This is a genomic window from Isoptericola sp. NPDC055063 (genome assembly GCF_053608125.1).
In genome coordinates this window covers 212,167-230,143 of the sequence record NZ_JBSGUW010000005.1, presented here as the reverse complement: position 1 = coordinate 230,143, position 17,977 = coordinate 212,167, and the positions used below count along the sequence as shown (strand labels likewise).

General features: G+C 73.7%; 18 protein-coding genes. 10 read left to right on the top strand and 8 right to left on the bottom strand.

All coding sequences use genetic code 11. The features are described 5' to 3' along the window. Positions 1-154 precede the first annotated feature (154 nt). The 3 genes from ACWF41_RS08350 to ACWF41_RS08340 are packed head-to-tail and all read right to left on the bottom strand — an operon-like array spanning position 155 to position 1,880. On the bottom strand, positions 155-1,129 hold the full coding sequence (locus ACWF41_RS08350) for an SURF1 family cytochrome oxidase biogenesis protein (RefSeq protein WP_380319264.1): 975 nt from the start codon (positions 1,127-1,129) through the stop codon (positions 155-157). Then, a complete protein-coding gene (locus ACWF41_RS08345; protein ID WP_380319267.1) occupies positions 1,126-1,362 on the bottom strand; it encodes a hypothetical protein in 237 nt (78 codons plus the stop codon). Before ACWF41_RS08345 ends, ACWF41_RS08350 begins: the two co-directional genes overlap by 4 nt. Next, positions 1,362-1,880, bottom strand: a complete 519-nt coding sequence (locus ACWF41_RS08340; RefSeq protein WP_380319270.1) for a DUF3099 domain-containing protein — start codon at positions 1,878-1,880, stop codon at positions 1,362-1,364. Before ACWF41_RS08340 ends, ACWF41_RS08345 begins: the two co-directional genes overlap by 1 nt. Before the next feature lie 233 nt (positions 1,881-2,113). On the opposite strand from ACWF41_RS08340, the gene fabG reads away from it, so the two are divergent. Genes fabG through ACWF41_RS08325 form a run of 3 tightly spaced genes read left to right on the top strand, consistent with a single transcriptional unit; the run spans position 2,114 to position 4,286 of the window. Beyond that, on the top strand, positions 2,114-2,872 hold the full coding sequence (gene fabG, locus ACWF41_RS08335) for a 3-oxoacyl-ACP reductase FabG (protein ID WP_380319273.1): 759 nt from the start codon (positions 2,114-2,116) through the stop codon (positions 2,870-2,872). A gap of 49 nt (positions 2,873-2,921) precedes the next feature. Then, a complete protein-coding gene (gene fabI, locus ACWF41_RS08330; protein ID WP_380319276.1) occupies positions 2,922-3,686 on the top strand; it encodes an enoyl-ACP reductase FabI in 765 nt (254 codons plus the stop codon). A gap of 48 nt (positions 3,687-3,734) precedes the next feature. Continuing rightward, complete coding sequence (locus tag ACWF41_RS08325; RefSeq protein ID WP_380319279.1) at positions 3,735-4,286, top strand: SixA phosphatase family protein; 552 nt, start codon at positions 3,735-3,737, stop codon at positions 4,284-4,286. A gap of 40 nt (positions 4,287-4,326) precedes the next feature. On the opposite strand, the gene ACWF41_RS08320 is transcribed toward ACWF41_RS08325, so the two are convergent. Genes ACWF41_RS08320 through glgC form a run of 4 tightly spaced genes read right to left on the bottom strand, consistent with a single transcriptional unit; the run spans position 4,327 to position 8,348 of the window. Then, complete coding sequence (locus ACWF41_RS08320; protein ID WP_380319282.1) at positions 4,327-4,884, bottom strand: cysteine hydrolase family protein; 558 nt, start codon at positions 4,882-4,884, stop codon at positions 4,327-4,329. Beyond that, positions 4,881-6,341: a purine-cytosine permease family protein gene (locus ACWF41_RS08315; RefSeq protein ID WP_380319285.1), complete on the bottom strand. Its 1,461-nt coding sequence runs from the start codon at positions 6,339-6,341 to the stop codon at positions 4,881-4,883. The genes ACWF41_RS08320 and ACWF41_RS08315 overlap by 4 nt, the downstream gene beginning before the upstream one ends. A 47-nt stretch (positions 6,342-6,388) precedes the next feature. Beyond that, positions 6,389-7,111, bottom strand: a complete 723-nt coding sequence (gene serB / locus ACWF41_RS08310; protein ID WP_380319288.1) for a phosphoserine phosphatase SerB — start codon at positions 7,109-7,111, stop codon at positions 6,389-6,391. Then, entirely contained in the window at positions 7,104-8,348 is a 1,245-nt protein-coding gene (gene glgC, locus ACWF41_RS08305) for a glucose-1-phosphate adenylyltransferase (protein ID WP_380319291.1), read from the bottom strand. The genes serB and glgC overlap by 8 nt, the downstream gene beginning before the upstream one ends. A gap of 66 nt (positions 8,349-8,414) precedes the next feature. Here glgC and glgA point away from each other — a divergent pair, with 66 nt between their 5' ends. Then, a complete protein-coding gene (gene glgA, locus ACWF41_RS08300) occupies positions 8,415-9,695 on the top strand; it encodes a glycogen synthase (RefSeq protein ID WP_380319294.1) in 1,281 nt (426 codons plus the stop codon). Between the two features lie 46 nt (positions 9,696-9,741). Here the strand turns inward: glgA and ACWF41_RS08295 are convergent, their stop codons facing one another. Next, on the bottom strand, positions 9,742-10,515 hold the full coding sequence (locus tag ACWF41_RS08295; RefSeq protein WP_380319297.1) for a hypothetical protein: 774 nt from the start codon (positions 10,513-10,515) through the stop codon (positions 9,742-9,744). Positions 10,516-10,591: 76 nt separating this feature from the next. Between ACWF41_RS08295 and ACWF41_RS08290 the strand changes: the two genes are divergently transcribed. The 6 genes from ACWF41_RS08290 to ACWF41_RS08265 all read left to right on the top strand — a co-directional run bounded on the left by ACWF41_RS08290 (position 10,592) and on the right by ACWF41_RS08265 (position 17,885). Continuing rightward, positions 10,592-11,389, top strand: coding sequence for an ABC transporter ATP-binding protein (locus ACWF41_RS08290; protein ID WP_380319300.1), 798 nt, complete (start codon positions 10,592-10,594; stop codon positions 11,387-11,389). A 94-nt stretch (positions 11,390-11,483) separates the two neighbouring features. Beyond that, the gene (locus ACWF41_RS08285; protein WP_380319303.1) at positions 11,484-11,963 is read left to right on the top strand and encodes an NfeD family protein; all 480 of its coding nucleotides are present in this window, start codon (positions 11,484-11,486) and stop codon (positions 11,961-11,963) included. A gap of 88 nt (positions 11,964-12,051) precedes the next feature. Continuing rightward, the gene (locus tag ACWF41_RS08280) at positions 12,052-13,239 is read left to right on the top strand and encodes an SPFH domain-containing protein (RefSeq protein WP_380319306.1); all 1,188 of its coding nucleotides are present in this window, start codon (positions 12,052-12,054) and stop codon (positions 13,237-13,239) included. A 129-nt stretch (positions 13,240-13,368) separates the two neighbouring features. Then, on the top strand, positions 13,369-14,055 hold the full coding sequence (locus tag ACWF41_RS08275; RefSeq protein ID WP_380319309.1) for a TetR/AcrR family transcriptional regulator: 687 nt from the start codon (positions 13,369-13,371) through the stop codon (positions 14,053-14,055). 48 nt (positions 14,056-14,103) lie between these two features. After that, the gene (locus ACWF41_RS08270; protein WP_380319312.1) at positions 14,104-15,855 is read left to right on the top strand and encodes an ABC transporter ATP-binding protein; all 1,752 of its coding nucleotides are present in this window, start codon (positions 14,104-14,106) and stop codon (positions 15,853-15,855) included. Next, positions 15,852-17,885 (top strand): ABC transporter ATP-binding protein, encoded by a 2,034-nt coding sequence (locus ACWF41_RS08265; RefSeq protein WP_380319315.1) that lies wholly within the window; start codon positions 15,852-15,854, stop codon positions 17,883-17,885. Before ACWF41_RS08270 ends, ACWF41_RS08265 begins: the two co-directional genes overlap by 4 nt. The last annotated feature ends 92 nt before the right edge of the window (positions 17,886-17,977 follow it).

Here is a 17,977-nt window from a genome sequence, read left to right as displayed (position 1 = left end):
TCTCCCTGGCCTGAGACCGACCCCCGACACCAACCCGAACACGGCGGGACGGAACCCCGGCGAGCGCTAACCCCCTCCCCGGGCTTCGTCGTCCCCGGGCTCTCGTCGTCCGGGGCCCTCGTCGTCGCGAGGTGTCGTCCTGCGAGGTGTCGTCCTACCGGGCGGCGTCCTCGTGGGAGCCGTCGTGCTCGGCGGCGTCCAGCAGCGCGTCCTCGTAGTCCTCGTCGACGCGGCGGCGCGGCTGCCGCGGGACGCGGGAGCCGCCCGCGCCGCCTGTGCCGTCAGTGTCCGGGCCGTCGTGCGCGGCGATGAGGTCGCCGGCGGTGACGCGCACCGGCCTCGTCTCACGACGCCACAGGACGATGTAGCCGCCCAGCGCCCCGAGCGCGAAGATGCACCACTGGAACGTGTAGCTCAGGTGCGAGCCCGGGTCGGTGTCGGGCTCGGGGAGGGCGCCGGGAGTCGTCGCGGCCGCCGGGTCCTCCGAGCGCAGCTGGCCGTAGCCGCCCACCGTGGCCCCGTCGGCCCAGGACGCGCCCTCGGAGCCGGCGGCGAGCACCTGGTCGGTGTGGATCGCCTGGACCTGGCCGGCGGGCGTGCCGCGCGTGGAGGCCGGCTCGTCGGGCCGCATCGTCATCGTCACCTCGACCTCCCCGCTCGGGGGGTCGGGCACGGACGACGGGCTGCTGGCGTCCTCGCCGGTCGGGACGAAGCCCCGGTCGACCACCAGGACGAGCGGCCGGCCGTCGGCGCCCGTCGTCTCGAAGGGCACCAGGACGTGGAAGCCGGGCTGGCCGCCGACGGGCCGGTTGCGCAGCAGCACCGTGTCCTGCGGGCGGTAGGTGCCGGTCGCCACCGCGGGCTGCCACTCGTCACCCGGGTCGAGGACGGCCCCGGGCTCGGGCAGCAGCGTGTCGAGGGCCACCGGGGCGCTGGCGTAGTTGCTCTCGACGAGGTCGATCTGCGCCTCGCGCCAGGTGTAGCGGTGCCACTGCCAGAACGCGGCGAGGACGCAGAGCGCCGCCAGCACCACGGCACCGAGGCCGAGGGTGATCCACTGCCGGCGGGTGCGCGGCGCGGCGGGGGCGGGCAGGTCGGAGGGTCGGCCCGGCGCGGGGGAGGTGCTCACGCGCGGTCGAGCTCCGCGACGGGGACGGTCTGCTTCCAGAAGGAGCGCGCGCCGAGGAACTGCTCGAGGTGCTCGCGGTGGTCGTCGCACGCGAGCCAGACCTTGCGGCGCTCCGGGGTGTGCAGCCGCGGGTTGTTCCACAGCAGGCCCCACGCGGCCTCGGCGCGGCAGCCCTTCGCGGAGCACACCAGCTCACCGGCCACCGGGTCCGCCCCGGTCCCCAGCACGTCCATCAGCGGTCTCCTCCACGGTTCTCGTCGGTCGGGTCGCCCTGGCCTTGATCCTGGTCTGGACCCTGGTCTGGACCCTGGCCGTCGGGCGCGTCGTCAGGCTCGTCGTCCCGGTGCTCGACCACGCGGTGGGCGCCGTCGAAGGTCTCCGGGGCGGACGACGAGCCGGGCCGCGAGGCGGGCGCGGGGAGCTCGGCCGGCGCGACGTCGACCATCGGCGAGGTGTCGTAGCTGACGCGGTCGCGCCCGGCGTTGGCGAACAGCACGGCCGAGTAGGGGAGCACGACAGCGGCTGCGACGAGCGTCAGACGGATCCAGAGCTCGTCCACCAGGACGGCGCCGATGAAGCACACGATCCGGATGCCCATCTGCACCAGGTAGCGCCGGGTGCGGCGCGCCTGGTCCTCCTCCAGCGGCTCGGGAGCGCTGGTGATCGAAGGGACCTCGGCGTCGCGGCCCGCGTCGTGACGGCGGTTCCCGGACGGGCGCGAACCGGACGAGGTCGCGCGGGCATGGCTCACCCGGCCAGTCTACGGCGGGCCCCGCGTCCCCCCGACCGGCCGCCAGGGACCCCGCGGCTTGTAGGGATCCGACAAACGGCCGCGGCGACGTGTGACGCGCCGCGACCCTGCGGGAGCCCCGCGGCGGGGTACCGTCACCAGGGCGTCGGCGGTGCTTCGCGCGCCTTCGCGCCCCGTCCGTCCCGACCCGCCCTGACCTGCCCTGACCAGAGCACGACCGCCGAGGAGACCCCGTGACCGACGCCCCCGCCACCCAGCCCACCCCGGCCGCCGCCGGTGCCGCACCCACGGGCCGGGTCGTCGTCGTCACCGGTGCCGCGCGCGGCATCGGCCGTTCGATCGCCGAGCGCTTCGTCGCCGACGGCGACACCGTCGCGACCCTCTACCGCGGAGGCGACCTCCCCGAGGGCGTGCACGGCTACGTCGCCGACGTGACCGACTCCGCGGCCGTGGACGCCGCCTTCTCGGCGATCGAGACCGACCTCGGCCCGGTCCAGGTGCTCGTCGCCAACGCGGGCGTCACCCGCGACCAGCTCCTCATGCGCATGAGCGACGAGGAGTTCGAGTCGGTCCTGGACGTGAACCTCACCGGGACGTTCCGCTGCGTGCGCCGCGCCTCCAAGGGCATGATCCGCGCGCGCAAGGGCCGCATCGTGCTGGTCGGCTCCGTCGTCGGCCTGTACGGCGGCCCCGGCCAGGTCAACTACTCGTCCTCCAAGGCCGCCCTCGTCGGCATGGCCCGGTCGATCACCCGCGAGCTCGGCGCGCGCGGCATCACGGCCAACGTCGTGGCCCCCGGCTTCGTCGAGACCGACATGACGGCGGCGCTGCCCGAGGACACCCAGAAGAAGTACAAGGCGACCATCCCCGCCGGGCGGTTCGCCTCGACCGACGAGATCGCGGGCGTCGTCGGGTTCCTCGCCTCGGACGCCGCGGCCTACGTCTCCGGCGCGGTCATCCCCGTCGACGGCGGCCTCGGCATGGGCCACTGACGCCCGCCGCCCCCCGCTCACTCACCCTCAGCACAACCGGAAGGTCATCATGGCTCTGCTCGACGGCAAGAAGCTCCTCGTCACCGGCGTCCTCACGGACAGCTCGATCGCGTTCCACGCCGCCCGCCTCGCCCAGGAGGAGGGCGCCGAGGTGGTGCTCACCTCCTTCGGCCGCCAGATGAAGCTCACGCAGGCGTTCGCCAAGCGGCTGCCCGTCACGGCGCCCGTGGTCGAGCTCGACGTGACCAGCGACGAGGACCTCGCGGCCCTCCCGGAGCGCGTGAAGGAGCACGTCGACGGCATCGACGGCGTCGTGCACTCGATCGGCTTCGCCCCCCAGTCCGTCATGGGCGGCAACTTCCTCGCCGCCGAGTGGGGCGACGTCGCCACGGCCCTGCAGGTCTCGACGTACTCGTACAAGTCGCTCATCGAGGCGGCCCGCCCGCTGATGTCCGGTGGTGCCTACGTCGGCCTCACGTTCGACGCGTCGTTCGCGTGGCCGGTCTACGACTGGATGGGCGTCGCGAAGGCCGGCCTGGAGTCGGCGAACCGTTACCTGGCCCGTGACCTCGGGCCGCACGGCATCCGGTGTAACCTCGTCTCCGCCGGGCCCATCCGCACCACGGCCGCGAAGTCCATCCCGGGGTTCGCGACCATGGAGGACGCCTGGCCGCAGCGTGCCCCGCTGGGCTGGGACCAGACCACGGCGGAGCCCGCCGCGCGCGCCGTCGTGGCGCTTCTCTCGGACTGGTTCCCCGCCACGACCGGTGAGATCGTCCACGTCGACGGTGGTGTGCACGCGATGGGTCAGTGACGGGCCGGTCCCGGAACGACCCCCGGACCGACCTGTGAGACGGAGCGCATGAGAGCGGTAACGCAGGCCGAGGGCGCCGCGCCGAGCTGGCGACTCGTGCTGTTGCGGCACGCGAAGGCGGAGCCGGGCAAGGGGGCGCTCTCCGACGAGCAGCGGCCCCTCGCGCTGAACGGGCGCAAGCAGGCGAGCCGCGTGGGCATGGCCCTCACCGCGGCCGGCCTGCTGCCGCAGGTCGCGCTGGTGTCGTCCGCGCTGCGCACGCGCCAGACCTGGGACCTGGCCTCGGCCCACCTGGACGGCTCGGCTGCGACCGTCCTCGAGGTGCGCGACGAGCTCTACGAGGCGAGCGTGCGCGACGTCCTCGGCCTCCTGCGGGAGGTCGAGGCGTCCGTGCGCACCGTCCTCGTCGTCGGGCACGAGCCGACGATGGCCGCGACGGCGGCGTACCTCGCCGCCGAGGGCTCCGAGCCCGCCGCCCTCGCCCAGGTGCGCGTCGGCGTCCCGACGGCCACCTACTCGGTGCTGGAGTCCGCCGCGCACCCGTGGGCCGACTGGGGTCGCGGCACGTCACGGCTCGTGCACGTCGGCCGCCCGTCCTGACCTCCGGTCTGGCGGGCCCGGGCGCCCGAACCCGCCCCGTTCAGGCGCTGCCGAGCACCTCGTCGACCGACGTGACCTCCACCAGCGGCGCGTAGAGCCGCATCGCGGCCAGCGCGCGCTCGTGGTCCTCGGGGCTCGCGCCGGCGCACGCGTCCGCCACCACCCGCACCCGCCGGCCGGCGTCGGCCGCGGGGAGCACGGTGGACAGCACGCAGCAGTCGGTGGAGACGCCGGCCACCACCAGCTCGCCCGCGCCGCCGACCGCGGCCTCGAGCTCCGGGCCCCACTTGCCGAACGTCGTCGCGGTGACGACGTGCGCGCCCGCCGGGTCCAGGCCGTCAGCGATCGCGTACAACGGGTCGTCGGCGGGCACGAGGGCGAACGGCCACTGCGCGAAGTACTCCCGCCACGCGCCTTCCGGCTCCGCGGGCGCCACGTACCGCGTCCAGACGGTGCGGCCCGCGAACGCGGGCAGCAGGCGCCGCACGCCGTCGGCCGCGGCGTCGAACGCCGGTGACGCCCACGGGCTGCCGGGCGCGCCGAAGACGGTCTGCATGTCGACGACGACCAGGACCGCGCCGCCCGTCCCGCGGCTCATGCCGCCTCCTGCGCCGAATCCTGCGCCGAATGCTCCGCCGACTCCTGGCGCCGCACGGCTCGGGCGGAGAGCAGGAACGTGCCGAGCAGCCCGAGCGCGAGGGCGACCAGGACGCCGAGGTTGGCGCCGGCCCACTGCCCGTCCCGCCCGCCGAGGCCCAGCGGCCCCAGCAGGTAGCCCTGCCAGGACAGCCACCCGGCGTACGTGTTCGTCACCAGGCCCCAGCCGACCACGGTGCCGCCCACCACGAGGAGGACCGCGGGCCAGCGCACGCTCCCGTAGCGGCCGTGCCGGTCGCCCAGCTCGGCGTCGGCGTAGTCGCGGCGGCGCAGCGCGATGTCGGCCAGCAGCACGCCGCACCAGGCGGCGATCGGGACGCCCAGGGTGATGAGGAAGCCCTGGAACGGGCCGAAGAAGTCGTCGGCGACGAAGACCACGTACACGGCGCCGAGCACCATGAGGACGCCGTCGATCGCGGCCGCGACCCAGCGCGGGGCGGGCAGGCCCAGCGACAGGAGCGCGAGCCCGGAGGAGTAGATGTCGAGCGCCGCGCCGCCGATGAGGCCGGCCAGGGCCACGACCATGAACGGGATCAGGAACCACTCGGGCAGCAGCACGGCGAGCGCGCCGATCGGGTCGGCGCCGATCGCGTCGGCCAGCGCGGGGTCCGAGCCGGCGAGCAGGAGGCCCGCGACCAGGAGCAGCACGGGCGGCAGGGACGCACCGAACGTCGTCCAGCCGACGACGCCGGGGCCCGACGCCGTGCGCGGCAGGTAGCGGGAGTAGTCGGCGGCCATGTTCACCCAGCCGAGGCCGAAGCCGGTCATCATGAACACGAGCCCGCCGATCACCTGGGGCGCGTGCCCGGGAGGGATCGCCGCGACCGTCGCCCAGTCGATGTGGCCCGCGACCAGCACGACGTACACCACGGTCAGCACGGCGGTCAGCACGGTGATGACCTGCTGCAGCCGCATCACGAGCTGGAACCCGAAGATCCCCGCCGTCACGACGACCAGTGCCACCACGGCCAGCGTGACCACCTGCGTCACGGTGCCGCCGCCCCAGCCGAGCGTGCCGAGCACGGTCGCGGTGGCGAGGGTCGCGAGCGCCACCAGCACGGTCTCCCAGCCGACGGTGAGGATCCACGACAGCAGGGACGGCAGCCGGTTGCCGTCCACCCCGAAGGCGGCGCGGCTGAGCACCATCGTGGGCGCGGACCCGCGCCGGCCGGCGAGCGAGATGAACCCGCAGGCCAGGAACGACGCCACGATGCCGATCGCGCCCACGGCGACGGCCTGCCAGAAGGACACGCCGAACGCCAGCAGGTACGCGCCGTAGCCGAGGCCGAGCACGGACACGTTGGCCGCGAACCACGGCCAGAACAGGTCGCGGGGGCGGCCGTGCCGCTCGGACTCGTCGATGGTGTTGAGGGCGTTGGTCTCGACCGTCGTCGCCATGGTCCGATCCTGGCCCCCGCCAGGGGTTTCGCGCTACGGGTGGGGGATCACGGCCGCGCGGTGCCCGGCGCCCGCCCGGCGGCGGCGTCCACCTCGTCGATGACGGCGAGCACGGCGTCAAGGCGCGGCCCGTCCACGCTGAACGGCGCCTGCGCCCGCACGACGGGCTTGGCGGCGAACGCGATGCCGATGCCGGCCGCGTCGATCATGTCGAGGTCGTTCGCGCCGTCGCCCACGGCGACGGTGTCGACCATCTCCAGCCCGCACTCGTCGGCCCAGCGGCGGAGGGTCGCGGCCTTGTCCGCCCGGTCGACGACGGGGCCGACGGTCCGGCCGGTGAGGACGCCGTCGGCGACCTCGAGCCGGTTGGCGCGCCAGCGCGCGATGCCGAGGGCGTCGGCGATCGGGCCGAGGATCTCGGCGAAGCCGCCGGAGACGAGGCCGAACTCCCAGCCGCGCCGGCGGGTCTCGCTGACGAGGTCGGCGGCGCCGGGGGTCAGCACGACCGCCTCCCGCACCGCGGTGAGCGCCTCGACGGGCACGCCGCGCAGGGTGGCGACCCGCTCGCGTAGGGAGCCGGCGAAGTCGAGCTCGCCGCGCATCGCGCGCTCGGTCACCTCGGCGACCTGCGCGCGGGTGCCGGCGTGGTCGGCGAGCAGCTCGATCACCTCGGCGGTGATGAACGTCGAGTCGACGTCGGTGACCACCAGGCGGCGCCGGCTCGGCGGCTCGGTGGGAACGGGGGCGGTGCGGGGAGCGGGATCAAGCAACGACGGTGCCCTTCGGGACGACGGTGATCCCCGACGCCGAGACGGTGAAACCGCGGGCCCGGTCCTCCTCGTGGTCGACGCCGACCCGGGCCCGCTCGCTCACCACCACGTTCTTGTCGAGGATGGCGCGGTGGACCTGGGCGTGCCGCTCCACCTGGACGTTGTCCATCACGACGGAGTCGGTGACGGTGGCCCAGGAGTGCAGGTAGGCGCCCGGGGACAGGATGGACCCTGCGACCGTCGCGCCGGAGATGAGGACACCAGGCGAGACGATCGAGTCGGCGGCGTGGCCCAGGCGCCCGGGCCCGGCGTGCACGAACTTCGCCGGCGGCAGGCCGGTGTACCCGGTGAGCAGCGGCCAGTCCTGGTTGTAGAGGTTGAACACGGGCTGGACCGCGATGAGGTCCGTGTTGGCCTCGAAGTAGGCGTCGATGGTGCCGACGTCGCGCCAGTAGTCCCGGTCGCGGTCTGTCGAGCCGGGGATCTCGTTGCGGATGAAGTCGTACACGCCGGCCGTCCCCTCGGCCACGAAGGCGGGGATGATGTCGCCGCCCATGTCGTGCCGGGAGTCCGGGTCGGCGGAGTCCTTCGTGACGGCCTCGACGAGCGCGTCGGCGTCGAACACGTAGTTGCCCATCGAGGCGAGCACCTCGGTGGGGGAGTCGGGCAGGCCCACGGGGCTCTCGGGCTTCTCGAGGAACTCGGAGATGCGCGTCGGGTCCTCGCGGTCCACCTCGATGACGCCAAACTGGTCGGCCATCGCGATCGGCTGCCGGATGGCCGCCACCGTCGCGCGCGCCCCCGTGGAGACGTGTGCCTCCACCATCTGGGAGAAGTCCATGCGGTACACGTGGTCGGCGCCGACCACGACCACGATGTCCGGCCGCTCGTCGTCGATGATGTTGAGGCACTGGTAGATCGCGTCCGCCGAGCCGAGGTACCAGTGCTTGCCCACCCGCTGCTGCGCAGGCACGGACGACACGTAGTTGCCGAGCAGCGACGACATCCGCCACGTCTTGGAGATGTGCCGGTCGAGCGAGTGCGACTTGTACTGCGTGAGCACGACGACCCGCAGGTACCGCGAGTTGATGATGTTCGAGAGCGCGAAGTCGACCAGCCGGTAGATGCCCCCGAAGGGGACCGCAGGCTTGGCGCGGTGCGCCGTGAGGGGCATGAGCCGCTTGCCCTCGCCGCCGGCGAGGACGATCGCGAGCACGCGGGGCTGGGTCGACGCCATGCCCCCGACCCTAGGGCGTCGTGGGCCGCCGCGCCCGCGACCCGCCCGCATGGGTAGGTTGACCGCGTGAGCACCCCGGAGACGAGCCCGTTCCGCGTCGACCTGCTGACCCGCGAGTACCCGCCGCACGTCTACGGCGGCGCGGGCGTGCACGTCGAGGAGCTGTCCGCCGTGCTGCGCCGGCAGGTCGACGTGCGGGTGCGCTGCTTCGACGGGCCGCGCCCCGCGGACGCCGCCGCGGCCGGCGTGACCGGGTACGGGGTGCCCGCCGGCCTGGCCGCCGTGGACCCGGTGCTCGGCACGTTCGGCGTCGACCTCGCGATGGCGCAGGACGTCGCCGGCGCGGACGTGCTGCACTCCCACACCTGGTACGCGAACCTCGCCGGCCACCTGGGCGGCCTGCTGCACGGCGTGCCGCACGTGGTCACGGCGCACTCGCTCGAGCCGTTGCGGCCGTGGAAGGCCGAGCAGCTCGGCGGGGGGTACGCGCTGTCGTCGTGGGCGGAGCGCACCGCCTACCTGGGGGCGGCGGGCGTGATCGCGGTGTCGGCGGGCATGCGCGCCGACATCCTGCGGGTCTACCCGGAGCTCGACCCCGCGCGCGTGCACGTGGTGCACAACGGGATCGACCTGGCCGGCTGGCGGCGTCCCGGCGCCGGCGACCCGGAGGCGGAGCGCGTGGTGCGCGATCTCGGCATCGACCCGGAGCGCCCGGCCGTGGTGTTCGTCGGGCGGATCACCCGGCAGAAGGGGCTGCCGTACCTGCTGCGCGCCGCGGCCCGGCTGCCGCGCGAGGTGCAGCTCGTGCTGTGCGCCGGCGCCCCGGACACCCCGGAGCTGATGGACGAGGTGCGCGGCCTGGTCGCCGAGCTGCGCCGCGCGCGCGGCGGCACGGGGGAGGCCGGGCCCGGCGGGGGCGGCGCCGAGGCCGGCGTCGTGTGGATCGAGCAGATGCTGCCGCGCCCCGACCTGATCGCCGTGCTCGCCGCGAGCACCGTGTTCGTCTGCCCGTCCGTGTACGAGCCGCTCGGCATCGTCAACCTCGAGGCCATGGCCGTGGGCCTGCCGGTGGTCGGCACCGCCACGGGCGGCATCCCCGAGGTGGTCGACGACGGCGTCACCGGCGCGCTGGTGCCGATCGAGCAGGCCGACGACGGCACCGGCACCCCGCTCGACCCCGAGCGGTTCGTCGGCGACCTGGCGGCGGCGCTCCTGGGCGTGCTGGACGACCCGGCGCGCGCCGCGGCGATGGGCGCGGCGGGCCGCCGCCGCGCCGAGGACCTGTTCTCCTGGGACGCCGTCGCGGGCCGCACGCTCGACGTCTACCGGGCGGTCCTCGCGGGCTGACCGGGCTGACCGGGCTGATGGCGCCGGGTCGTGATCCTCGGGGCGGTCAGCGCACCGCGCCGTAGGTGGCGGCGCTCAGCGCGCGCCGCGCGGTGCGCTCCACCTCGCGCAGGGCGGTGGCGCGCTGGTCGGACTGCCAGACGTTGACCGCGCCCCCCTCGTCGACGGTCGCGAGGTCGACGATCGCCAGGAGCCGGGTGGCGAGTTGCAGCACGCGCGCCCGTCGTCCCTCGAGGGTGGGCACGGGCCAGCCGTCCGTGCTGCCGCCGCGCAGCCGCTCGATCGCGTCCGCCGCGTCGTCGCGCCACCGCGCCACGTCGAGGGCGTCGAGGGCCTCGGTGGCGGTGACGAGGCTGGTGCGCAGCTCGCGCTCGGCGTCCGGCAGGGAGCCGAGCGCGCCCGCCACGTGGGTGGACCACGCGGGCACGGCCCGCACCTGCCACGCCACGAGGTGGCCCGGCTCGAGGGCGCTGCCGAACGTGGTGACGGCCGGCACCGCGGCCCACGACCCGGCCGGCGTGGTCACCATCACGCACTCGCCGGCGTCGGTGGCCTCGGCGCTCACGGCCGCCGGCACGCCGCCGAGGTCGCCGGGAGCGGGCAGGAGCGCGCACACCTCGCGGGGGCCGTCGAGCCACGCGGTCACGAGGGCGCGCAGGTCGGCGTCCTCGTCCTCGGCGCGGCCCGGCATCCCCACGACGCCGTGCGGCTCGTCGTCGCCCTGCACGCTGCGCACGACGACGCCCGGCGCGGCGCCCACGGTCTGCAGCCAGAGCGCGAGGACGACGCTGCGCGGCAGGGTGTCGGGGGAGGTGTCCACGGCATCACACCCTAGACGTCGGGCGGGCCCGGACGCAGGCCGGTCCGGCGTCGGCGCTCGGGTAGGGTCGGGCCTCATGAGCGCGGTTCTCGACCTGCAGGGCGTCACCGTTCGACGCGGTACCACCACCATCCTCGACGCCGTGGACTGGCAGGTGAACGAGGGCGAGCGCTGGGTGGTGCTGGGGCCCAACGGCGCCGGCAAGACGACGATGCTGCAGATCCTCGCGGCGCGCTCGCACCCCACGTCCGGCACCGCGGAGCTCCTGGGGGAGCGGCTGGGCCGCGTCGACGTGTTCGAGCTGCGCCCGCGCATCGGATTCGCGTCGGCCGCGCTCGCCGACCGCATCCCGGGCCACGAGACGGTGCGGGACGTCGTGCTGACCGCCGCCTACGGCGTGACGGGCCGCTGGCAGGAGTCGTACGAGGAGTTCGACGAGCAGCGCGCCAAGGACCTGCTCGCGGCGTTCGACGTCGCGGACCTGTCCGACCGCTACTACGGCACCCTGTCCGAGGGGGAGCGCAAGCGCGTGCAGATCGCCCGCGCCCTCATGACGGACCCGGAGCTCCTGCTGCTCGACGAGCCCGCCGCGGGCCTCGACCTGGCCGGCCGCGAGGAGCTGGTGGGCGCGCTGTCCGAGCTCGCGGCCGACCCGGCGTCGCCCGTCCTGGTGCTCGTGACGCATCACGTCGAGGAGATCCCGCCGGGCTTCACGCACCTGCTGCTCATGCGCCACGGGGGGATCCAGGCCGCCGGCCCGATCCACGAGGTGCTCACCGCGGACAACCTCTCGCAGGCGTTCGGGACGCCGCTGATGGTCGCCCACGGGGGCGGTCGCTGGCTGGCGCGCGCGGCGCGACCCGCCGGTCGCTGACCGTTCCCAGCACGGGGGAAGTCTTGGTAAAGTCTGAGCAAAACCCTGTGGCCGCGACAGTCGGGTCCCGGCGCAGGGCCTGGCGGAGGTGACCATGGATTCCTGGCTGTGGTGGATCGGGGCGGCGCTGGTGCTGGCCGCCATCGAGATGTTCTCGCTAGACCTCGTGTTCATCATGCTCGCCGGGGGCGCGCTGGCCGGTTCCGTGACGGCGGCGGCAGGCGGCCCGGTGTGGCTGCAGTTCGTGGTGGCGTGCGTCTTCGCGCTGGTCCTCGTGCTCCTGCTGCGCCCGTGGCTGCTGCAGCACCTCCGGCAGCGCGTGCCGCTGCAGGAGACCAACGTCGCGGCGCACGTCGGGCGTCCCGCCGTCGTCCTGAGCGAGGTCACCGAGACCGGGGGCCGCGTCAAGCTCGCCGGCGAGGTCTGGAGCGCGCGGCTCGTCGACGACGGCGTGCCGAACTCGAGCGGCCGGGTGCCCGAGGGCGCCGAGGTGCGGGTGGTGCGGATCGAGGGCGCGACCGCCGTCGTCGAGCCCGTCCCCACCTCGCACGCCCAGCCCGAGCACAGCGCCTGACGGACGCCCGGGCCGCCGACGGTCCGGGCGCGTTCCACCCTGCCGGGATGCCGGCAGTCCTGTTCGACGTCGACAGAAAGGGACCATCGTGTCCGACCCGTCCGCCGGCACCATCGTGCTGTGGATCGTGATTCTCGCGCTCGTGATCTTCGTGGTCGTGGCGCTGTTCAAGATGGTGCGGGTGGTGCCGCAGGCCACGGCGCTCATCATCGAGCGCCTCGGCCGCTACCGGCACACGTTCGAGCCGGGGCTGCACTGGCTCGTGCCGTTCATCGACCGCGTGCGCGCGGGCGTCGACCTGCGCGAGCAGGTCGTCTCCTTCCCGCCGCAGCCGGTGATCACGAGCGACAACCTCGTGGTGAGCATCGACACCGTCGTGTACTTCCAGGTGACGGAGCCGAAGTCGGCCGTCTACGAGATCGCGAACTACATCACCGCCATCGAGCAGCTCACGGTCACCACGCTGCGCAACGTCGTCGGCTCGATGGACCTGGAGCAGACCCTCACCAGCCGCGACCAGATCAACGGCCAGCTGCGCGGGGTGCTCGACGAGGCGACCGGCCGCTGGGGCGTGCGCGTCAACCGCGTCGAGCTGAAGTCGATCGACCCGCCCGCCTCCGTGCAGGGCGCGATGGAGCAGCAGATGCGCGCCGAGCGCGACCGCCGCGCCACGATCCTCACGGCCGAGGGTGTCAAGCAGTCGCAGATCCTCACGGCCGAGGGTGAGAAGCAGTCGCAGATCCTGCGGGCCGAGGGCAACGCCCAGTCCGCGATCCTCACCGCGGAGGGCGAGGCCCGCGCGATCCTGCAGGTGTTCGACGCGATCCACCAGGGCGACGCCGACCCCAAGCTGCTCGCGTACCAGTACCTGCAGATGCTGCCGCAGATCGCCAACGGCAACGCCTCGAAGCTGTGGGTCGTGCCGACCGAGTTCACGGCGGCGCTCGGCTCGATCGCGCAGGGCTTCGGCGGCGTCCCCGGGACGCCCGGCATCCCGACCCCGCCCTCGGGCGACGACGAGGGCGAGCGCACGCCTCGCCCGCGCACCGCGTTCGGCGAGACCGCGCTGACCGACCCGGGCGAGGCCCTCGCCGAGGCGCGTCGCCAGGCCGAGGCCGCGACCGCCGACGCGACGAGCGCGGGCACCCGGTCGGGCGCGCCGTTCGACCCGTCGGCGGAGCGCGGCCAGCGCCCCGCGGGCGGCCCGGCGACCCCGCCGGCCACCGGCACCCCGCCGCGCCCCGTGACGGGCGAGCCGGAGGAGCCGCAGCAGTAGCCGGCTGCACGCCGCGACGGGACCCCGTCACCCCTCGTGGGTGGCGGGGTCCCGTCGTGTCCGGCCGGTCGCGACGGGAGCGGCGGAGGGGGTGGACGAGTGAGTGCTCACTCATTTAGCATGTCGCTCATGCTGGCTGCACCGGGCGCGAGTCGTCGCGCCACCCCGCTGTCCCCGGAAGACCGGCGGTCCGCGATCATCGACGCCGTCCTGCCGCTGGTCGGCGAGTTCGGCGTCGACGTCACGAGCCGCGAGCTCGCGGACGCCGCCGGGGTCGCCGAGGGCACCCTGTTCCGCGCCTTCGGCGACAAGCTCACGCTCGTCGGCGCCGTCGCGGTCGAGGGGCTGCACCGCGCCTCCGGCCCGGTCGAGACCCGCGCGGAGCTCGCGGCGATCGACCGGGAGGCGCCGCTCGAGGAGCGGCTCGAACGCGTCATCGAGCTCGGCCGGCGCCGGATGAGCGACGTCGTGCGGTGGATGGGCGTGCTGCGGGCGCTGCACCACCGCACAGGCGCCCGCGACCTGGCCCCGTCCGAGCACGTGCAGGACTTCCGGGAGCAGCTCGCGCGGCAGCGCGAGCAGCAGCGCGAGGCCACCGTGGCCGGGCTGGTCGGGGTGCTGCAGCCCGACGAGCACAGGCTGCGCGTGCCGATCGAGGTCGCCGTGGCGCTCCTCGAGGCGAGCATCGCCGGCACGCACGGGCGCGTGGACCACCTGCTCCCGGCGCCCTCGGCCCGCGTGGTCGCCGATGCGCTCGTGCACGGCATCGCGGAGGATCGAGAAAAAGAACAGGTGCCCGAGGCGCCCGGTGCCTGACAATCCCCCCGGGGCAGCGCCCCGTCACCCCCACCCCCAGGAGCCCTGATGCTCGTCTCCCTGGCGCGGAGCTATCTGCGCCCGTACTCCGGCGCCGTCGCGCTGCTGCTGGTGCTCCAGCTGCTCGCGACGCTCGCCTCCCTCTACCTGCCCTCCCTCAACGCCGACATCGTGGACAACGGCGTGACCACGGGCGACACCGCCTACATCATGCGCGTGGGCGGCTGGATGCTCGTCGTCAGCCTGGGCCAGGTCGTGTGCGCGATCGGCGCGGTGTTCCTGGGCGCGCGCACCGCCACGGCGCTGGGCCGCGACGTGCGGCGCGACCTGTTCGACTCCGTGCAGGGCTTCTCCGCGCGCGAGCTCGGGCAGTTCGGCGCCCCGTCGCTCATCACCCGCACGACCAACGACGTGCAGCAGGTGATGATGGTCGTGCTGATGACCTTCACCATCATGGTGATGGCGCCGATCATGCTGGTCGGCGGCGTCATCATGGCGCTGCAGGAGGACGTCGCGCTCTCCGGGCTGTTGCTGGTCGTCGTCCCGGTCCTGGGCATCGCGATGGGCCTGCTGATGTGGCGGATGGTGCCCTACTTCCGGGCCATGCAGAAGCGGATCGACGCCATCAACGGCGTCCTGCGCGAGCAGATCACCGGCCTGCGGGTGGTGCGCGCCTTCGTCCGCGAGGACCGCGAGCTGGAGCGGTTCGGCGCCACGAACGAGGCGCTGTACGACACGTCGCTGAACGCCGGCAAGCTCATGGCCCTGGCGTTCCCGATGGTCATGCTGATCATGAACGCCTCGAGCGTCGCCGTGCTGTGGTTCGGCGCGCAGCGCATCGACAACGGCGAGATGCAGGTGGGCGCGCTCATGGCGTTCCTCAGCTACATCATGTACATCCTCATGGCCGTGATGATGTCCACGATGATGGTGATGATGGTGCCGCGCGCCTCGGTCGCCGCGGGCCGCATCACCGACGTCCTGGACACCGAGACCTCGGTCACCGAGCCGGCCGCGCCCGTGTCCCTCACGTCCCTGGCCGACGGCGAGGGCCCGCGCGGCGAGGTGCGGTTCGACGGAGTCGAGTTCCGGTACCCGGGCGCCGACGAGCCCGTGCTGCACGACCTGACGTTCACCGCGTCGCCCGGCCAGGTCACCGCGATCATCGGCTCGACGGGTGCGGGCAAGACCACGCTGCTCAACCTGGTGCCGCGCCTGTTCGACGTCACCGACGGGCGGGTGCTCGTGGACGGCGTGGACGTGCGCGACCTGACCACGGCGGACCTCGGGTCCATCCAGGGCCTGGTGCCCCAGAAGGCGTTCCTGTTCAGCGGCACGATCGCGGACAACCTGCGCTACGGCAAGGCCGACGCCACCGAGGACGAGATGTGGCAGGCGCTGGAGATCGCGCAGGCGCGCGACTTCGTCGAGGCCCTCCCCGAGGGGCTCGAGGCCCCCGTGGCGCAGGGCGGCACGACGTTCTCCGGCGGCCAGCGGCAGCGGCTCGCGATCGCGCGGGCCGTCGTGCGGCGCCCGAGCATCTACCTGTTCGACGACTCGTTCTCGGCGCTCGACTACAGCACCGACGCGCGCCTGCGCGCGGCGCTGCGGCCCCGGACGAAGGACGCGACCGTCCTCGTCGTCGCCCAGCGCGTGGCGACCATCCGGGACGCGGACCAGATCCTCGTGCTGGACCACGGGCGCATCGTCGGGCGCGGCACGCACGCCGAGCTGCTGGCCGACAACGAGACCTACCAGGAGATCGTCACCTCCCAGATGTCCCTCGAGGAGGCGGCATGAGCACCGAACGCAAGGCACCGGCCGGCCGACCCGCCGGAGGACCCCGCGGGGGCGGCGGGCACGGCCCCATGGGTGGCATGGGCGGGGCCCCCGGCGCGAAGGCGATGGACTTCCGCGGGTCGCTCGTGCGGTTCGCCCGCGTGATGCGCCCCGAGCGGGCGCGCGTCATCCTGCTCACCCTGTGCGGCGTCGTCTCGGTGGCGCTCACCGTGGCCGGCCCGAAGATCCTCGGCGAGGCCACCAACGTCATCTTCGCCGGCGTGGTCGGCAAGGCGATCGAGTCGCCGCAGGTCCCCGCCGGGACGCCCGTCGACCAGGTGGTCGAGGGCCTGCGGGCCTCCGGCGACACCACGCAGGCCGACATGCTCGCCTCGATGCACGGGGTCGTCGTCGGCCAGGGGGTGGACTTCACCCGGCTCGCCGAGATCCTGACGTGGGTGCTCGCCGTGTACGTGGGCGCGTTCCTCTTCGGCTGGCTGCAGGCGCGCATCATGACGATCGCGGTGCAGAACACCATGCGCCGCCTGCGCGACGAGGTGGAGGCCAAGCTCCACCGCATCCCGCTGAGCTACGTGGACAAGCAGGCCAAGGGCGAGATCCTCTCGCGCGTCACCAACGACATCGACAACGTCGCGCAGACCACGACCCAGACGCTCGCGCAGCTCGTGACCTCCGTGCTCACCGTGATCGGCGTGCTCGGCATGATGTTCTGGATCTCGTGGGTGCTGGCCCTGGTCGCGCTGATCACCGTGCCGCTGTCGATCGTCCTGACCATGCAGATCGCCAAGCGGTCGCAGCCGCAGTTCGTGGCGCAGTGGGCCGCGACCGGGCGCCTCAACGCGCACGTCGAGGAGATGTTCACCGGTCACTCGCTGGTGAAGGTCTACGGGCGCCAGGAGGCGGCCGCGGCGAAGTTCGGCGAGGAGAACGAGGCGCTGTACGACGCGTCCCGCAAGTCGCAGTTCATCTCCGGCACGATGCAGCCGTCGATGGGCTTCCTGGCCAACCTCAACTACGTGATCGTGGCCGTGATCGGCGGGCTGCGCGTGGCCTCGGGGCAGCTGTCCCTGGGCGACGTGCAGGCGTTCATCCAGTACTCGCGGCAGTTCACGCAGCCGCTCACGCAGATCGCGTCGATGATGAACCTGCTGCAGTCGGGCGTCGCGTCGGCCGAGCGGGTGTTCGAGCTGCTCGACGCCCCGGAGCAGGACCCGGACCCGTCGGCCCCCCGCCGGCTGGGGCACGTGCAGGGCCGGGTCGCGTTCGAGGACGTGTCGTTCTCCTACGACCCCGAGACGCCGCTCATCGAGCACCTCGACCTCGTCGCGGAGCCCGGCCAGACGATCGCGATCGTCGGGCCGACGGGCGCCGGCAAGACGACGCTGGTCAACCTGCTCATGCGGTTCTACGAGGTCAACTCGGGGCGCATCACGCTCGACGGCGTGGACAGCCGCGACATGACGCGCGATGACCTGCGCAAGCGGATCGGCATGGTGCTGCAGGACACGTGGCTGTTCAAGGGCACCATCGAGGAGAACCTGCGCTACGGCGTGCGCGACGGCGCCACGGTGGGGGAGGCGGAGTTCCTCGCCGCCACCGAGGCGACCCACGTGGACCCGTTCGTGCGCACGCTGCCCGACGGGTACGCCACCCTCCTGGACGACGAGGCCACCTCGCTGTCCGCGGGCGAGAAGCAGCTGCTCACCATCGCGCGGGCGTTCCTGGCCGACCCGGAGATCCTCGTGCTCGACGAGGCGACGAGCTCGGTCGACACCCGCACCGAGGTGCTGGTGCAGCAGGCGATGAACGCGCTGCGGGCGAACCGCACGTCGTTCGTCATCGCGCACCGCCTGTCTACCATCCGTGACGCCGACACCATCGTGGTGATGGAGCACGGGCAGATCGTGGAGCAGGGCGACCACGACGCGCTGCTCGCCGCCGGAGGGGCGTACGCGCGGCTCTACGAGTCGCAGTTCAGCGCCCCCGCCGTCGAGGAGGAGGACGTGGTGGCCGGCCCCGCCGGGGTCTGATCCCGGAGCCGTGCCCCAGCATCGAGCGTGCTGACTCGTTCCTCGCGCGGCCCGTGCGAGGAGCAGGTCAGCACGCTCGATGTCTTCGTGTG